We start from the raw sequence: 17,016 nt of genomic DNA on the forward strand, positions 1-17,016 counted from the left end.
TTCTGACTCTTATACTCATCGCTCTTATACTCATCGTACCTTTCTTTTATGATCAGATAACGTTTGTTCAATTCGTTTACATCTTCACTGATGTAATCAGTATGATTTTCCATTCCCATACTCTCCTGTCAAAGAACTTTTTGAAAAAATTATACCATATCTGTTGAAGATAACTGCCCGTTAAGAAGAGCAGGCCACCGTAGCGCCTGCTCATCATGTGTCTTATTCAACTTTCGTTACCCGTTAGTTCAATGAAGTCTTCAAAACGAGCTATTCCCACATGCCAGTGAGTTCCATGCCGCTATCTGGGAAATGGAACCACCTTGCATCCCTGAGGGTGTTATTGCGCATATTTGTTTCGGCCTTGCACCTACTCCATATGTAATCACAGCTCTAACCTGCATAGGGCTTTTGTTCACCTCGAACACAAGATCCGCATGGCCTGTGCAATAGCAACCATCGTCATATTCAGCACGAACGTTACTGAAGGATTGTAGTCGAACCCCTTCCTCTTCAGCCAACTGCTTCCAAGCACTTTCCTTGCTGCCCGCGGTCTTCTGCCCTTCCCAGCCAAACAGATCCGCAGCTCTGCCGTAGTTTTGCTCCTGGACTGCTTTCAGGAATGAAACGGTTTGCTTTTGTATGCCTATTGGGTTCCAATACAAGGTTACTTTGTACAGCAAAAAAATCATGCACAACAACAACCCCAAATAAACTACCGATTTCACAAGTAGTTTCTTCATCTCTGTCCTCCCTCCAATCTATTCAGTAGACGAAACGGATAGGGAAAATGTTACGTTAATCTGCCAGTTCGTATTATGGTTCAACTAGATTGATCCTTATACCGTAACCTTTAGGAGATAGTTCACTTAATGAGCAATAAAAAATAGCCACCTGGAATGGTGGCTCGCACTCAAAAAGAGTGCAAAAGTATAGATAGGAGTGGAGAGTCCTGTCCTGAACCTGTAGCATTTAGAGTAACGTACTTTCATACCGTGCCTGATGCCAACCGTGCCGCTTTCAACAGTATTCAAAACCACTATTTCTTCATAATAGGAATGCTGCCCGTTAGCGTAACGAAGAGGTATCACGCGGCGCCCTTCTGGTGTTCAACTATCGTTTTCCGTTAGTTCAACCCCGAATTATTCTTCCTTCCTGAAGTACTCCATCCCTAACACAATCAATCCTAGAATAAACAAAACAATACCCATAATAAAAGGAAAGCCAAGAAATAAACTATCTACTACTACTTCTTCGCCAAAATCATTTGTTCCGAAAATGGCAAACCACAACTTTGAACCTTGCCAAGTAGTGATACTTGGTGCATAAGAAGCAGCTGCAATTAAAATCGCTAATGAAATCATGGTGCCAGTTAACAAGAGTACCCCACCAATTATTGTCCTTTTCATAAAATGGTCGCCACCTCCATCCGATCAGATCCTGAAGTAATTCAGTCCATTATCTTACAAATAGATATTACCACATATTGTAACTATTCTGCGCATTAGCGTAATGAAGCTGCCGATTATGCCAGCAGCTTCATCATAACTGTTTAATTGAGCTATCGTGTCCCGATAGCTTAAACCTCGGACCTATCAAATAAATATTTTAGAATCGAATCTGCACATTCTTCTGAAGAATTTGTGTGTGTATTGACAGTACAGTTGTATTGTATATCTTTGGCCATAATATTATTTTGCCACTCAGATTGRTCTTCRGTTCTATCTCCACGTTCAATATTTCTTTGGCGACAAATGTCTAAAGGACAAAAAACTTCGACAATATAGAAAGGATACCCSGCAAATATATCCTTAACTTTTTCATAATGCGGTTTTAATTCGGGTCTTTCAACCAAAATTCCGTCTATTAGTACATTCTTACCATGGTCAGAAAATAGTTTAGCAGTATGATACATCATAATAATTGCATCACTTAAATATTTCCAATAATCTTCACGGAGATAGTTATCGCCTATTGTATTYTCAAAAAGGTCATTTGCAACAACATAAAAAAATTCATCTGATTTTAACTGTATAGCATCTACTATAGATGTTTTACCAGCACTAGTTACACCATTTAGAAATACGATTTTCCCTTTTTTCATCTTAATATGCCTCTCTTATTCATGATCATCAAAAAAAGAATACTATGGTGACGGTAATTTCCTGATTAGTATAACATTTGCACCAAAACGTGGTGATGTAAAGAACTGTTATAATTAATCCTGCCCGTTATTTTAATAAAAGACATGCTCTTAACATGACTAAAAAATCAAAAAACCCGACCTCACGAGGTCGGGTTTCTTCATGGTATTGGTGGAGGCGAGGGGGGGCGATACCTCTTATATACAGAATATTTCTCCGTCATATGCAAGTACAAAAATAAGCTATAGTTTCCCGTTAGCTTAAAGCTTATTTGTACACTCCTGATCTTTTTGTTTAGATCTTGTTATCTAAGGAATATTATTTGATGCACCATATGGATTGTTCATTTCTTGCTGTTTTAAATGCTCCCCAACTGGGACAAGCGTATTTTAATTTGTAAATGTCTCCATAGCCTCATGGGGAATCCTCTTCTTTATATGCGCTCATTGATTTTGATCAACAATTTCTTTAAGACTTGCTTCTCCTCGTTAGTAAGGGCTTGAACGATTTCATCCTCCACCTTTTGGAATGATTCATTAAAGCCTTCAATTAACTCAATCGCTTTTGGCAATACATATATATTTTTTTGCCGTTCATTATTGGCCGGGATTTTGCGCTCAATGAACCCTTTTTGCTCTAGACCTTGAAGCATGCTTGTAATACTGGCCCCACGCACATGAAACCGATCTGCAAGGTCCTTTTGAATAATATGATTATCTTGGTTCTCGTAAATATAGTCGATTACTTTTCCTTGTTGAGCGTTTAACCCTAGTTCCTTTATACTCTCGTCCGCTCTTTTCTTTAATTTAAGACCGATAATCTGAAACAAATCCAAATAAGGCGTATCCTTTCGGGATTGMATGATCGTCCCTCCTGAAATTGTTAGAAAGCTAATTGTAAGCAACTAAACTATACAGTGATCCTATACGAATGTCAAAAAACTTAGTTTATTGACAGTTAGATTTCTAACAGTTATACTTCGAATTGTTAGAAACAAACACATTGGAGGAATTTCAAATGGAGAAGATAAATCAAAATGCTGCGTTAGAACAAGTTACTGCGATTACAAATGTACGTATTTTTGATGGAGAACAAATTATTGCGTCAAGACATGTTGTCATCAAAGGGGAGTCCATTATTGCAGTGGGCGGAGACCTTCCGGCCGATGCAACGATTATCGATGGGGAAAATGCGACTTTAATGCCCGGTCTGATTGATGCACATGTCCACACCTCAATCGGCGGATTACGAGATGCCTTAAAATTCGGCGTTACGACAGAACTCGAAATGAACGGCGATTTTACGAGAAGAGGACGCGAGATCCAGTTAAAAAATGTGGATGACGTTGCAGACGTCCGTTCTGCCGGCACAGCAATCACCGCTCCGGGCGGACACCCAGATGAATTGCTGCCGGATGGGGATGAAATACCGGAATTCGTATTAAGGGAGCTAGAAAAGTTATCGGAGGAAGACCGGGAAGCGATGTTGGCCGCATACGCTCACGATCACGATGAAATACCGCAAGTGACAACGGTGGAAGAAGCGATTAAACATGTGCATACTCAAGTGGAGAATGGTGCCGACTATATTAAGATCATGATTGAAGAAGGGACGGTCATGGGTGCACCCGGCCTGCCTGTTTTAAGCGACGAGATTCTAAAAACAGCCGTGACAGAAGCCCACAAGTTCGATAAGCTGGTCATCGCCCACGTCTTGACGGCTCTTTCATCGCAAGCAGCCATCGATTTTGGAGTCGACGGTTTGGGCCACTTGTTTATCGACAGACCCGAGTACACGTCCGAGTTGGTGAAATCCATAGCGGATTCAGGCGCTTTTGTTACACCGTGCTTGGTGTTGAACTCATCGATTGTTGGGAAACCGGCATCGGAATTGGCGAATGATCCGCGTGTTCATTCCAAATTAAGTTCGGATTGGATCGGTATTTTGAACTCAAGCTTCAATACGTTCCCGCAAGGCAATATGGAGAACAGCTTTAAGAATGTGATGGATCTTCACCGTGCCGGAGTTGATATTCTGGTAGGGACGGATGTTGCACCGGTTCCCGTTCCGAACCTTGGCGGCCTTGCTCACGGAGCAAGCGTCCACCATGAAATGCAGCTGCTGGTGAAGGCCGGGTTCACTCCAATTGAAGCTCTTCAATCGGCTACTTCCAAACCGGCCCGTTGCTTTGGTCTTCACGATCGCGGCCGTATTACCGAAGGTGCGCGCGCTGACCTTATTCTCGTAAACGGTGATCCGACAACCAATATCTCGGATACCTTGTCGATCACATCCGTGTGGTTCAATGGTTCGCAGCAACTAGGTTAATCGGGTTCGATCTCCCTGTACAATGTCGTCAATGCGAATGATGAGCGAACCGGAGATGATGATACCGTTGCTGATCGTAAAATCGACAAAAAGAGGGACTGCAGATCCAAATCCTCCTGTCAGGAACGACAGCCAGATCAACGTTCCTCCAGATACAATAAAACCCGTTTTATTCCCATTGGATTATCAATATAGTCATTGTTTAAATTTTACTACATTTTGAAACTATCCTGCCCGTTAGTTGAATAAAGGGTTACCAGTCGGCAGCCCTTTCATTATTGAACTATAGTGCTGTGGCTGCTGGCCAAAAAAATCGGCTATGATTAAATGTTCTTGTCCTAATACGGCTGCGGATATATGTTCTTGTCTTTCGCTTTGGACAAGAACATATATCCGCAAAATAAGAAAAACGCCTGATGGCGTCCTTGACGGCTAGTTCCAAAAAAACGGCCTCGCCGAAAATCCGGGGGGGATCGTCTTTGGGTCCGTTTATTGTATGGCATCAGTCCTTGAAGCGATAACTTACAAAAGCCAGCTGGCTTCTGTCCGGCGACCATTATTTACAATCAGGGTTCCTTGACCGCCGAATAACCGGACAAGCGTTTTTGTTTCACCGCCGCCGCTTGGCATCAACCTGATTTCCACGTCTTTATTTGCCGGATGGTCGTCCGGCGCGACATCTTCTTTGCGGTAAGCAATAAACGCAACGGTTTCGCCCGATGGTGAAACATGCGGGAACCAGTTATTGCTTTCATCGAAGGTCATTTGAGTCTGCTGGCTGCGGTCCTGTTCCATTCTCCATATTTGCATCAGGCCGGACCGCACGGAATTAAACCATATGTAGCTGCCGTCCGGAGAATATTCCGGTCCGTCATCCAGTCCCGGAAGATCGGTTAACTGCTTTTCCACACCGCCAGTCCTCGAGAAGGTATAGATATCATACTGTCCATTGCGTTCGGCCAGTAGGAAAGGGTTGTTCCTCCCGGGGACCAGCCGTGCAAATAACTGGGGGCAAGTGCTGTTAGATGAACAGGATCTCCCCCTTCCAGCGGAAATACATAGATACGGGACTGGCCGTCCTCCTGCGTATGATGACTCACTGCAAGATGGGAATTATCAGGTGAAAGAACATGATCGTTGTTGCACTGTGTGGCATAACCCGACTCGATGACAGCGCTCGTACGAGTAGCGATATCAAAGGCAAATATTCTTCCTAAACTGTTATAAATGAGCGTCTTGCCATCGCGGGTCCAGTTGGGCGCTTCAATCAGATCGTCGATATGGGGATAATACCATGCGCTCCCCAGTCTGAACATTCACGGTCTCCAGCATGCTGATGACATGGCGTCCGATTATTTTCTGCGGCTGCTTTAGCGTATTCATGAATTGTCCCCTTTTCTTTCCCTGGTAAATCACCTATTATATGCGATTTACCGTCCCTGCAGGAAGTTATGTTGTTTGCCCGGCGCTTTGCTTGAATTTGTATCTGACCGCTGATAACAGCCGAACGACTATATAAAGTATCAGAAACAGGACCATGAATCCGGCCGAGATCCGGTACATGAAAGCATAATCGGACATGGATGAAACGGCACCCAAAATCAAAGCTCCGACCGCTATACCCAGATCAGTCGTATTATAGAACATGCTGTTGGCCATGCCGTACTGCTGCGGCGTGCCGGAACGAAGCATCCATGCCTGCAGCGTGGGCTGAATGGACCCAAAGCCGAGTCCATATAACAGGGCGGACAAAATCAGCATCGACATCGTTGTTGTGTAGGATAGAACCATTAGCGCAGACACAACGCTGATCGCGGCAGGGATGAGAACAGCAGCATGTCCGAAACGATCGAATATTTTGCCTGAAACGGGCCGGATAATGATCACTGCAATCGCATTGAACAAAAAGAACAGGCCGACCTGCTCCAAATGAACAGATTCCCCGAACAAGGCGATAAAGCTGAGCAGACCGCCATAGGTCACAGCCAAAATAACATTAAGCAGTCCGGGGATTAATAATTTGGCATGGAATAATTGCTTGGAAGCGGAGCCTGCTGCTGGCGCTGTTTTCTTGCTGGTATCAGGCGGAATCGCCCGCGATAGCAGCAGAATGGGAAAAATAAGCAGGATGGTCGCCGTGCCAAGCATGGCAAGTGTCGTGAAACCTGCATGCTTCATCACGCTTAATCCGATAATCGGTCCAACAGACATAGCCAGACTGGTTGAAAGGCCGAAATAACCGATGCCTTCCCCCATCCTTTTGCCTGGAATAATTTGAGATACCAGCGTTGGAATAATCGTACTCGCCATTCCGAACCCGATCCCGAAACCAACCCGCATGACAAGCAGCATACCGACTGAACCCGCGGCAACAGACATTACGGTGAACAGACATGCGGCAGCAAGTCCCGCATACAAAATCACATTGCGACGCACTTTACGCATAAGTTGGGCGGTTAATAACCGTGTAATAATTGTTGAACCGGCAAACACGCTAATGATTAGACTTACGGTCATATCGTCAGCCTGAAAAGCGGATTTCACATAGGCCGGGAAAGCCGCAAGCAGCATCTGCAAATTCAAAAACAACAGCAGGGTGCTAAGGGTAAGAATCAGAAACGGTTTGGTCCAAAGCCTGGAACTGCTTTCTTGGGACTGCATATTTTTATGCTCCTTCCGGACATTATGATAATTGGCTCACATGATGATTAATCCGCAGAAGAAGCTTCATGATCATTTCATGCTCTTCAACCGTCATGCATTGTTTGATTTCCTGGTTTACCTGCATTTCAACCGGGAGGGTCTCCATGATCAGCGAAGCGCCTTTCTCTGTGCTGTGTACTTGAAAGGAACGTCTGTCGTTCTCCGCCATCTTGCGGCAGATCAGCCCCTTTTCTTCCAAATGGTCGAGAATCCGGGTCGTCGTCGGCTTATCCTTACCCGCCAACTCGGCAATTTCCTTCTGGATCAACCCCTCTGTCTGATCGACCTGGAACAGCACCGACCACTGCTCCGTTGTAATCTCATAATCCTTAAGGCGGGCCTGAAGAACATTCGTCATCTTGCGGTACGTGATGCCCATCAAAGCACCAAGCGATCGTTCAAGCACATTTTCATTTGCCGTCATAACCATCCTCCTTCTTAATTAGTTGTTTTAACAACTATATATAGAACAACTATTTTTGTCAACAGAAGAAGAACAGGCTAACGCCCTCCTTATCGGTGACAGGACGAAGCTTTCACCTTTCCGATAATTAAGAAAAACCGTCAGGATAGATCTCCCTGACGGTCCATTAGGTTCTGCGCACATCGGAAATGTTGTACTCATACCCGTGAATTCCTTTGTAATACTCCGGGTACATCTCTCCTCCACAATCCTCGCATGAGAATTTAGGGGGCACAAGGGATCCCCTCCGTCCATACGGTCAAAGTCCCGTACCATCTGAAGGGGAATGCGTTCTTCTCCGTTGCAGTTGAGGCATATGTGTACTTAACCTGCCCGTTTGTGAGTGGGTTCTTTTTTTTCGTTTTGGCTGGTTTGCGCTTCTTGGACACTGGTGAGATAACGAATCATCCTTTCTAGACAAACGTGGGTTATCCGGCAACGGGCATACTTCACCCGCAATTTCCCCACCTGTAGACAGACCTCCCCCTTGTATTCATAGTCACATTCACATTTTAGACAGACTAGTGGGTCCTTCCCTGTCGTGTGCCCGACCCGTTCACGCCAGGTTCTGCGTCGGAGGATACGCCGGATTCTCACTACCCATTTCCGGCTCACCTTCTGCCAGGCACTCATCAACTTCTTGCTCACGCCCTTTGTTCGCCGTGAGTAGACCCCATAGTAGCGAATCGTCTTGAAATGCTCATCCGGAATGTGCCGAATCAATCGCGTGATGAACGCTTCCACCGTCAAGGCTCGGTCTTTTCCTCGCCGCTGGTTTTATCATGGTAGCTGAACACCACGTATTCTCCGTCATATTCCTTGATCCGTTTCCTTGCTATGGCTGGGCGCCGGATGTATCGGCCTATGTATCGCAGCTGCTCACGAATGGACCCCCGCTGTTTCGGGGCATACACATAGAAGCCTTCACCATTTTCCGTATACGCTTTTTGCAATCTTGCTTGAACCTGCCTCTTTTCCGCTCCGGAAAGATGACTGCGAATTAGTTTTAACACGACGACCTGCCACTGCTTGCGCAGCATCTCAAACGGTATGAAGTCGTAGGTTTTCCACTCTCCATTTTTTTCATCCCCCCCCCATCGTCACGAGCATATGGACATGGGGATTAAAGTTCATCCTCGAACCAAATGTATGTAAGCCCACGATGACGCCAGGCGTCACCTTGAGCTTTTTTTGAAAATAATCTTGTACCACGCGCACCGCTTCATCCATGTAGGCTTTGAGCAAATGGCGGTGCACCAAAAAGACATCCCACAGCCCCTCGTCTATCGTAAATACAACGTGACGATGGTGGACCTGCAGCACATCATCCAGCAGCAGCCTGCTCCATTCCTCGGTTTCCCCACAAGAGCAGGTGGTGCAAAACCGACCTTTGCACCGACATCCTTCGCACACCATGAGCATGAAGCCGTTCCGCGGATCTCCACATTTCCGGAACTTCTCCACTTCTTTCAGCACGCATGGCCGTATCCGGTTACGATCTTTTCTACAAATTGTTCCCAATGACGGTTCTCATCGAAAAATATCCGCTTTAAGATATTCGCTTCCATACCATCATTTTAACTCATCCTCCGTTTGCCTGAAAAAATATAAATTCTTTCTTTAATGTTGAAAAAGCCGCGCAGCGCGCAGCTCTCTATGCATATATGTTCTTGTTCCCCGACATTCATTGAACTAATGTTACCCGTTAGCTTGATTAGTGAGTTCAGTTTACAACTTTTATGTTTATCTTCTTCACCTTCTCCCTGCAATCTATCGGGAATGAGTTCAAGTTCTTATCAAAATCGGGAATGGGATAAAGTTCTTGTCATTTGTTTTTGACAGGAACCTTATCCCACAAAATAAAAAAGCCACGATTTTCGCGGCATTAGAGTATTTGTAATTGCCTAAAGATTTAATTCCATCCAATAATCTRCTTCAATAAAACCAAACTTTTTATATACCGGWCTACCTAATGTTGAAGCCCCGAGCCAAATTTTTGATACACCTGCGATTCTAGCTTCATCAACTAATTTATTTAACAAAGTCGTAGCTATCCCTTGTCTGTATACATATTYGTGATATAGCCCATTTTACCACTCTTACTTGTGAATGAAGGCGGGAAATCATAGAAGATAATTGCACCCGTAGCAATAGTTTCTTCATTGTCTTCAACGATCCAYTCGATTAACGAACCATCACTCATCTTATTGTGAAAAAAAGAATTGAGTTCGCTATCAATATCTTGATTCGGTTCRATCCCTTCATCAACTAATTGCTTTTTTCTTAGATGAACCAATTGATGAATATCATTCATATTTGCTTTACGATAGTACATCTACTCACCGCCCCAACAAATGTATATATTGCTGAACGGAGTGTAGCATATTTCACAGTGGAAGTCACCGACTAACATAAACATAGAAAAGCTTGCAAGTTCGTGTTGACCATCTTGCTAGCCTAATACCATACAAATATTCAAATCTTCTATATCAAAGATCTAAAATGCAGTTTGAATCGGAAGAGGCGCCTTCTTCATACCAAGCAGGAAAGTTCGTTCCCCATACATTGTTATGCAAGTTCACATGCATTACGCCTTTGAGTGGGGGAAAGGAATGATCAAACTGTAAAAATCTTCGTTCACCGGGGCATACAAGCGCTGCATCCAATGTTTCAATTGCTAAAGAAAGCAATAAAAATAGCCCGATTATTAGCATGGTGGTATTAAAATAAAATATTTCTTTCTATGCACATTCATCCCCTCCCTTTTGTTTAATATTAACAAAAACACCACCCTCATGTTCAACTAAACTGCCCGTTAGTTGAACAAAAGACTGCCATGCGGCAGCCCTGTCTGTACTTAACTATCGTTACCCGTCCCTCGGTTTTAAGGGTTTATCTCACATATACTCACTCATTCGCAGGATTTCATCACCTTGGATTAGGTCGATTTTAAGAAACAGCACAGGTGATACCGGTTGAGGTGGTGGGCTGGGCATGCGGAAATAGAGGAACTATTAGGAAATATTCCCCAGGTAGTTTCTACTGCACGCATACTCCACAATCCCTTGGAGGTTCACCCTCCCAAATCTCAACGGGTCACTGCCCTTACATTCCTTCGTTATACCTGTCCAAGGTGTGGAGACCGATAGCGTTTAGCGGATGGGTCTGAGCCCTTATGGGTAACGAACTCGGTCCTCCGTGCTTTCTTTTTGAAATCCTGCGAATGAGTCAATATACGTGATTTCTACTTAATTTAAGCTGCTTCTGCCCATGCAATTACCGTTTTCTCTGGCGTGAACTTTTCTCCTCGTTGTATAATACCAACTAGAATTCGTGCCAGCTTTCCTAYTAACTTAAATATGGATTGCTGCTTTTTCATCTTCTTTTCTTGCACATTATGCTCATGCAGATGRCGGAACACGGGRTTATTCCAAACGAGCTGAACCGTCRCGAGATAGAGATATTTYCGCARGGCKGAGTCTCCTCKTTTCGAAAGAACAATTCGTCCTTTTCGCTTTCCTGACGTACTTTCAGCCAAATTTAGGSCMGCYTTYCGTAATACYTGAYGTCCATGCGCATACTGTYTTAAATCTCCTGTGCCAGCTAGTATGGCCGCGGTGAAGATCTTCCCGAGACCTTTTATGGTGCGAAGCTGCTGTGCCATAGGAATCTCAGAAAGCAGAGCTTCGATGTCCTCTTCAATCTGTTCAAGCATGGTGGTAACTCGTTCATATTCTTCAATGAGCCGTATTAAATCTGCCTTCGATTCTTCTACAGCGGTTCGATCTCCGATACTGCGTTTAGCATGTGCTATGAGCTGCGCAGCCTTCTCAATCCCCGTAGAACCCCCAGCGCGCTGCATATGGGTTCTCCAAGCTTTGATTACATCCGGTACTGCATACGTCTCCAAATCCTGTGGGCAAGGGAATGTCTTGAGGGTCGCCAATGACCGCTTACAGGTCCAGTCTTTGAATACCGATGGATATTCAGGAAAACGGATGTCGAGCCAACGCACAATGCGGTTCTGCAGTCGAACACTGTTCGCGACCCAGAATTCTCGGTCACTCATTATGGTCCGTAAGCGTTGAAACACAAGCGATTGTCGCGTGTACTCATAGTAGAAGCCCCGACTTACTGAATCTGCGATGACAAGTGCATCTTTGGGGTCGTTCTTTGATGGACTGTTATCTCGATTTTCTTTATTTCGCTTCGTCGTAGCAGGGTTAACCATGACCACATGTAATCCCTTATCTGATAACCAGTTAGCTAGGTTAAACCAGTAATGACCGGTTGGTTCCATGCCGATGATGAGCCTCTTTAATCGATGTTTCTGTTGTAGTTCGGTTATCCAGCGGCTTAATTTTTCAAAACCTTCGATAGAATTCGAAAACGAGAGATGCCGTTTTGAAATGACGATTCCTCGGAAATTTGTGGACTGTGCCACGTGAGTTTCTTTGGCCATGTCAATTCCTATGACAAGATGCGAGGTGGCAATTTGTTCAATCCGTTGATTTTGTGCGTCTGATTGCTTAAACTTCATAGTAAGAGCGCCTCCTTGATGTGTTGTCGACAAACCCATCATACCGAGGTGCTCCTTTTTTGACAAAGACTATTTCTTAGCCTCAACAGGAATGTTTAGCTTAACAGGACCGAGAGCCGAATGGCCCGAAGCGTGAATATGGTGTTATACGAGCCGGAAGCAGGTGATTCCAGACCTCTAAATTCCCGATAAACCCTTATGGATCAAGGGATCATGTCATTTGTAAAACAATCCCAATCGACTGCAAATATTCCGATTTTTCGTGAAAGTTATATGAAATCGTATATCCCATAGTTATACGATTTCTCCCCTCCTCCTTCGTATATCCGTTTTGGTTCGCATAACTTCATAAGGATATGCGAAGTGCAAAACCAAGATCACTTCATCATGAACGTCAATTGGAACGCTGCTGTGCAATTCTTTCTTCAGAATTGTAAATCTCGAAGCTTATTTCGTATACATATCTAATGAGACTTTTTGTTCCTGAAAGGTTCTTTCATCAATAATGAGCCAATCAGTACGCGCGCGCATTGCAATATAAGATGCATGCCTATGGTCACGCGGCAAACATTTCGGGAGTGAGAGTCTCTCCTCATACGTTCCGGCACTCGATGGCGAAGTTTCACATTTTGAACGGAGGCGATCCGTTGACTCTTCGGCGCATTTTGGGACATGCCACCCTCGATATGGTCGATTACTATGTCAAATTATTCAGCAGCGATATAAAACAGCAGCATAAAAAATAGAGTCCGGTGGAAAACATGAAACGCATCTTAGCGACGCCGTGCATGACGCGGAGTTACAAGCTACACAATTCCGATATGCCGAGTTTAGCGGCCAATTAGTGAAAAGGCATCTCTGTAGCATGCCAGAACGAAAAATATTTAGTTCTTGCATCCTTGTTGTATATGTTAATAAGAAAGAGAGTGTGCCACCGTCGGCACCCTTTCTGTAGTTTTCGGTTTATTCCTTCGGAAACTCAACCTCCGGATATGACGGATTCGGCTTGCTGATCAAGCCACCGCCGGTTTCTTTTAAATGCTTGTTGAAAAAATCCAAAACGTACCGGTTCACGATATCCGCGCTTCGTTCGCCGTCAATGTCGCCCGTCATGCCGAGCTGCTTCAAAAGTTTTGAATAAAGCTGTAAGTCGGTGAAGTTGTAATGCTCCGTACCTTCAATATACACCATTGATGCTTGGTCTATGATTTTGTATTCCTTTTTTCGTTCCTCAATCATCTTGTTGAATTCTTCTTTCGTTAAACCCGAATTTTTGATTTCTTCATCAGAAATCTTTCCACTCAGCGCCTTGTTTTTGATGTTCATAAAGCTGGTCGATTCCATGAACAGAAACGGCTTTGAAATCGCCTGCTTGTCGTTGACATTGTACAATGAACCGTCCATGTTGATTCCTGCTTTAATTCTGTGATTTGAATATGCGGCGTTAAACGCCGTGGCGCCGCCGAATGAGTGACCCATCATCCCGATGTTATCCATATCGAGTTTTCCCTCAAAGGCATCACGATTCAGCTGATCCAACTGGTTGATGACAAAGTCGGCGTCGTGCGTCCAAATGTTCCCGAGCTTGCTGATGTTTTCGGAAACTCCGTTCATATATGGCTCGGTTGTTAAACCTGTCACCCGTCCGTCTGGAAAAGCAGTTGCCATTGTGCTGTAAGTATGATCGATAGCCACTGCGACAAATCCATGACTTGCCAGATGCTCGGCTTGGGAAGCGTGCAGCAGCCGGCTTGTTCCGAAGCCGTGGCTGATTACGACGACTGGATATCGGGCTTCAGCTAATGAAATCGTGGTGTTTTCGTATGAGTTAGTTTTGATATAGCGCCAATAGTCCAAAGCAAACGCGGGAAGGCCGAATCCATCTGCGAACCTCTCGATATACTCGTGAAATGTGCTTGCGTCTTCGGAAAAGAGAGGTGCCTGTTTCTGTCCATTCAAACCTTGTGCGGGGTACCATACTTGGACCATCAGTTCTCTATGATCGTGCGGATTTTTTGTCAGCGTTTCTTCTCTGCCGTGGTCGGTCAAATGAAACATCTTCGTCCCGACCGAATAAGCACCGTCAGGCTTAGGCAAATCGAAAACGGGCAGGTATACAGACAGGAAGACGGAGACCGCCAGCATGGCGATTGTTAGAACATACAAGCCATATTTCAACGGCTTCCACATCCTGATATGAAACCTTTTTCCGAAGATCGCGATAAAGGCGAGGACGACGGAGATCAGATAGATCAAAACCATTTGCCATCTGTACCCCTCAAAAAAAAGCTGTCCCGCCAATAAGCCAATGTTCGCAAATCCGGCTGACGCCGCAAGCTTTCTCGGCATTTTTTGCTGAAACAGCATGACAAAAGACAAAAGAGTTAATAATATTTCGAAAGTTCTCATGATTTCTCCATTATATAAGTTGTTGGTGGTCTTATACATAACGAATGTGTGGTTCGATTGGTTGCAAAAATATTCCTTTTGGCTGCATTAAAAAAACGCTGGATTGCCCAGAGGTTGCAGCTTATGATGTTGTGGTTCGCTATAAGCTAGTTCTCCTTTATCTGTTTCACATGTATACGGTAAACCCATTATCGCTTTGAGAAAGCATGGACATGTTGCAAACGACTATTATATCTTTCATAAGTAATATGACAGTATCAGCTTCGTATATCTCGTGAAATTCAGGTTCGCAAATCCTTTTCTGCGCATAAACCGTGAACACCTGATTCGTATATCTAAGCTAAAAAAATCAAAGTTATGCGAAAACAAAGCACCAAAAGCGAAGTAGGGAAATAGGTTAAACCCTTGTTGCACAAGGGTTTAAGGTATTTATGAAGGCTCAAAAAATGGTTCGCATAATTGAATTTGATATGGCTTAACATTTTATCCTGAACAAAGAATTTTTTGAATAATAATCATGATGTTGTTATCGACTATTACGTTACCTATAGTGATAAAACGAGTTATATGATGGAAGCATCAAGAGATTTAAACATTGACATTAAATTTATTGTATTGCTGGTTGACAAGAATGAGTTATTACGAAGAGATAGTCAGAGACCTCTTAGACATCAAATGGGTGATCGTTGTATTATAGGGCTTAACGAGATACTAAAGTCAAATCCACCTGAGAAGCACATCATGAATACAACGCACACTGATATTGAGGAAGTTGTAGATGAGATTTTGAGAAATCCAAGGTTTCTTTTAGATTCTTCGTCATAGCATTCAAAGTGTTGATAGCTAAACAGCCTGCCGGAGTGATCTGGCAGGCTGTTTACGATTAAAAATGAATTAAGTTACCTCAGTCCTATACTTCCGATTCACGGACTTGTGCTCGGATGCCTCTTATTGTCTCCATTCAACATCGTGAACGGTTAGCTCGATACGAGGTGTTTTATAAATGCAATTCGTACTATTTGATCATCCCATATAGGCCCGCGCCATACCACTTCGTAATCTAACTTACTATTCATTTTAATCACGGGGATATTTGATTCTTCAGTATGGGAGTAGACTAATTGTACACCCTTAATTCGTGCTTCCTCTTCTAATTTTAGCTTAAGTTCGTAGGCGATCCCTCGTTTACGATAATCTTTATCGACCCATAGTTGGTAAATTTCCATAAGCTGACCATCTTCGGGAAACAAAGCTCGATCTATCCTCCGTAAAATACTAAAATCGGGAACATCGTCACGATTTCTTACTCGATACATCAATAATCCAATCTTTTTCTTGTATGATTGGTCTTCACAAATAAATGCACCTATTCCATTATCATCATTCTCTATAAAGGAAGAAACTGTATGCCGGTGCTCCATTATTTCTTCAGGTGTCTTATCGGCATTTGTTGTTGTCGTTCCTTCACTTTTAAAATCTATACTAAATATGAAATCCAAATCACAAGCCAAGGCTTTTCTTATAACGATCATCTTTCAACTCTCCCAATATACGCTTCATGTACTTTTACATAATAAGTAATATTAAAGATCGCATCTATCAATTTGAGAACCCACACCACGTAAAGTAGGTGAAGACCTTGCTCGAGAATAAGAGTTATTTCGACTACATTGTTCTCAATCCTTTCTAATATGGAAATTTTTAGCATGAGAAAAATAACTATGTAAATGGTTTTCTACTTACAGAGGTGATTAACGTATTCTGCTCGTTAACGTATTGAAGCTGCCCATCGTTCCGGCAGCTTCATCATAGGTGTTTATTGTGCTATCGTTCCCTGTTAGCTTATCAATTTGTTCCTCTAACTTCTCAATTCGTACAAAAAGACATGAAGTGAATTTACTTTTATATTTTCGACAGTTTGCTTATCTTCATCTCTTGCTTCCTCAAAAGGAATACCATCATGATACTGATATTTTAAAAACACATTTATTATCGAATCTATGTTTTCTACTGTTTCAATTTCACATTTAAAAGGTAGTTTTGTATGGATATCTGAAATGAAATTAAAGCGCAACCTTCCATAACGCCAATCGAACCATACATAAAAAAGCATTCTATTACAGTCTGCTTTTGTCATTTGTTCAGTTCTATTTGTAATTACATTACAAAAAAAGTTTCCTATCTCACCAACTGTAAACTCACTAGCTAACTGTTGACTCATCGAAATTGACCATGTGTTTTGTGAAATTTCTTCTTCTAAGTCATCGATATCATTTCCAATGAACATTTTATCTTCTACTATTTCATCGAGTTCCTTTAGAAACACCTCTTTGTTCATGTCCGCAGCACCTTCTCATTATACTTAATTAGCTCTCATTGCCCGTCAGTGAGTCAAATGTTACTTCTCATTGACTTATAGGCCATGTGAA

Annotated in this window: 15 protein-coding genes and 2 pseudogenes; 2 read left to right on the plus strand and 15 right to left on the minus strand. The window is 43.3% G+C overall.

Annotated elements, in window-relative coordinates:
* Positions 1-260: 260 nt before the first annotated feature.
* The 4 genes from AC1DPK_RS02140 to AC1DPK_RS02155 all read right to left on the minus strand — a co-directional run bounded on the left by AC1DPK_RS02140 (position 261) and on the right by AC1DPK_RS02155 (position 3,006).
* Positions 261-743, minus strand: coding sequence for a hypothetical protein (locus tag AC1DPK_RS02140; RefSeq protein WP_477509128.1), 483 nt, complete (start codon positions 741-743; stop codon positions 261-263).
* 399 nt (positions 744-1,142) lie between these two features.
* Positions 1,143-1,409 (minus strand): hypothetical protein, encoded by a 267-nt coding sequence (locus AC1DPK_RS02145; RefSeq protein WP_477509129.1) that lies wholly within the window; start codon positions 1,407-1,409, stop codon positions 1,143-1,145.
* A gap of 170 nt (positions 1,410-1,579) precedes the next feature.
* Entirely contained in the window at positions 1,580-2,104 is a 525-nt protein-coding gene (locus AC1DPK_RS02150; RefSeq protein WP_477509130.1) for a phosphotransferase-like protein, read from the minus strand.
* A 473-nt stretch (positions 2,105-2,577) separates the two neighbouring features.
* Positions 2,578-3,006, minus strand: coding sequence for a MarR family winged helix-turn-helix transcriptional regulator (locus AC1DPK_RS02155; RefSeq protein ID WP_477509323.1), 429 nt, complete (start codon positions 3,004-3,006; stop codon positions 2,578-2,580).
* Positions 3,007-3,161: 155 nt separating this feature from the next.
* Here AC1DPK_RS02155 and AC1DPK_RS02160 point away from each other — a divergent pair, with 155 nt between their 5' ends.
* Positions 3,162-4,472, plus strand: coding sequence for an amidohydrolase family protein (locus tag AC1DPK_RS02160; protein ID WP_477509131.1), 1,311 nt, complete (start codon positions 3,162-3,164; stop codon positions 4,470-4,472).
* Here AC1DPK_RS02160 and AC1DPK_RS02165 read toward each other — a convergent pair.
* The 8 genes and pseudogenes from AC1DPK_RS02165 to AC1DPK_RS02200 form a co-directional block, all read right to left on the minus strand.
* Positions 4,464-4,613: a hypothetical protein gene (locus tag AC1DPK_RS02165; protein WP_477509132.1), complete on the minus strand. Its 150-nt coding sequence runs from the start codon at positions 4,611-4,613 to the stop codon at positions 4,464-4,466. The genes AC1DPK_RS02160 and AC1DPK_RS02165 overlap by 9 nt on opposite strands.
* Before the next feature lie 381 nt (positions 4,614-4,994).
* Positions 4,995-5,381: a TolB family protein gene (locus AC1DPK_RS02170; protein ID WP_477509133.1), complete on the minus strand. Its 387-nt coding sequence runs from the start codon at positions 5,379-5,381 to the stop codon at positions 4,995-4,997.
* Complete coding sequence (locus AC1DPK_RS02175) at positions 5,366-5,788, minus strand: TolB family protein (protein ID WP_477509134.1); 423 nt, start codon at positions 5,786-5,788, stop codon at positions 5,366-5,368. Before AC1DPK_RS02175 ends, AC1DPK_RS02170 begins: the two co-directional genes overlap by 16 nt.
* 133 nt (positions 5,789-5,921) lie before the next feature.
* Positions 5,922-7,133 carry an MFS transporter gene (locus AC1DPK_RS02180; protein WP_477509135.1) on the minus strand — a complete coding sequence of 404 codons (1,212 nt, stop codon included), beginning with the start codon at positions 7,131-7,133 and terminating at the stop codon, positions 5,922-5,924.
* Between the two features lie 22 nt (positions 7,134-7,155).
* The gene (locus AC1DPK_RS02185) at positions 7,156-7,599 is read right to left on the minus strand and encodes a MarR family winged helix-turn-helix transcriptional regulator (RefSeq protein ID WP_339203244.1); all 444 of its coding nucleotides are present in this window, start codon (positions 7,597-7,599) and stop codon (positions 7,156-7,158) included.
* A 363-nt stretch (positions 7,600-7,962) separates the two neighbouring features.
* Positions 7,963-9,206, minus strand: a pseudogene (locus AC1DPK_RS02190) (IS91 family transposase).
* Between the two features lie 336 nt (positions 9,207-9,542).
* Positions 9,543-9,973: pseudogene (locus tag AC1DPK_RS02195) on the minus strand (GNAT family N-acetyltransferase).
* 918 nt (positions 9,974-10,891) lie between these two features.
* A complete protein-coding gene (locus AC1DPK_RS02200; protein WP_477509136.1) occupies positions 10,892-12,178 on the minus strand; it encodes an IS110 family RNA-guided transposase in 1,287 nt (428 codons plus the stop codon).
* Between the two features lie 542 nt (positions 12,179-12,720).
* On the opposite strand from AC1DPK_RS02200, the gene AC1DPK_RS02205 reads away from it, so the two are divergent.
* Positions 12,721-12,924 carry a tyrosine-type recombinase/integrase gene (locus tag AC1DPK_RS02205; RefSeq protein ID WP_477509324.1) on the plus strand — a complete coding sequence of 68 codons (204 nt, stop codon included), beginning with the start codon at positions 12,721-12,723 and terminating at the stop codon, positions 12,922-12,924.
* Positions 12,925-13,141: 217 nt separating this feature from the next.
* On the opposite strand, the gene AC1DPK_RS02210 is transcribed toward AC1DPK_RS02205, so the two are convergent.
* The 3 genes from AC1DPK_RS02210 to AC1DPK_RS02220 form a co-directional block, all read right to left on the minus strand.
* Positions 13,142-14,587: an alpha/beta hydrolase family protein gene (locus AC1DPK_RS02210; RefSeq protein ID WP_477509137.1), complete on the minus strand. Its 1,446-nt coding sequence runs from the start codon at positions 14,585-14,587 to the stop codon at positions 13,142-13,144.
* A 977-nt stretch (positions 14,588-15,564) separates the two neighbouring features.
* Complete coding sequence (locus tag AC1DPK_RS02215; RefSeq protein ID WP_477509138.1) at positions 15,565-16,119, minus strand: GNAT family N-acetyltransferase; 555 nt, start codon at positions 16,117-16,119, stop codon at positions 15,565-15,567.
* A 326-nt stretch (positions 16,120-16,445) separates the two neighbouring features.
* Entirely contained in the window at positions 16,446-16,925 is a 480-nt protein-coding gene (locus AC1DPK_RS02220; RefSeq protein WP_477509139.1) for a hypothetical protein, read from the minus strand.
* Positions 16,926-17,016 lie beyond the last annotated feature (91 nt).

The organism is Paenibacillus sp. 01T424 (assembly GCF_056398745.1).

What these genes read in the sequence shown, in the direction of transcription:
- AC1DPK_RS02205 (WP_477509324.1), top strand. Translation starts at nt 12,721, where the DNA reads ATGCATGCCTATGGTCACGCGGCAAACATTTCGGGAGTGAGAGTCTCT.
- AC1DPK_RS02175 (WP_477509134.1), bottom strand. Translation starts at nt 5,788, where the DNA reads ATGTTCAGACTGGGGAGCGCATGGTATTATCCCCATATCGACGATCTG.
- AC1DPK_RS02160 (WP_477509131.1), top strand. Translation starts at nt 3,162, where the DNA reads ATGGAGAAGATAAATCAAAATGCTGCGTTAGAACAAGTTACTGCGATT.
- AC1DPK_RS02145 (WP_477509129.1), bottom strand. Translation starts at nt 1,409, where the DNA reads ATGAAAAGGACAATAATTGGTGGGGTACTCTTGTTAACTGGCACCATG.
- AC1DPK_RS02140 (WP_477509128.1), bottom strand. Translation starts at nt 743, where the DNA reads ATGAAGAAACTACTTGTGAAATCGGTAGTTTATTTGGGGTTGTTGTTG.
- AC1DPK_RS02220 (WP_477509139.1), bottom strand. Translation starts at nt 16,925, where the DNA reads ATGAACAAAGAGGTGTTTCTAAAGGAACTCGATGAAATAGTAGAAGAT.
- AC1DPK_RS02210 (WP_477509137.1), bottom strand. Translation starts at nt 14,587, where the DNA reads ATGAGAACTTTCGAAATATTATTAACTCTTTTGTCTTTTGTCATGCTG.
- AC1DPK_RS02185 (WP_339203244.1), bottom strand. Translation starts at nt 7,599, where the DNA reads ATGACGGCAAATGAAAATGTGCTTGAACGATCGCTTGGTGCTTTGATG.
- AC1DPK_RS02215 (WP_477509138.1), bottom strand. Translation starts at nt 16,119, where the DNA reads ATGATCGTTATAAGAAAAGCCTTGGCTTGTGATTTGGATTTCATATTT.
- AC1DPK_RS02180 (WP_477509135.1), bottom strand. Translation starts at nt 7,133, where the DNA reads ATGCAGTCCCAAGAAAGCAGTTCCAGGCTTTGGACCAAACCGTTTCTG.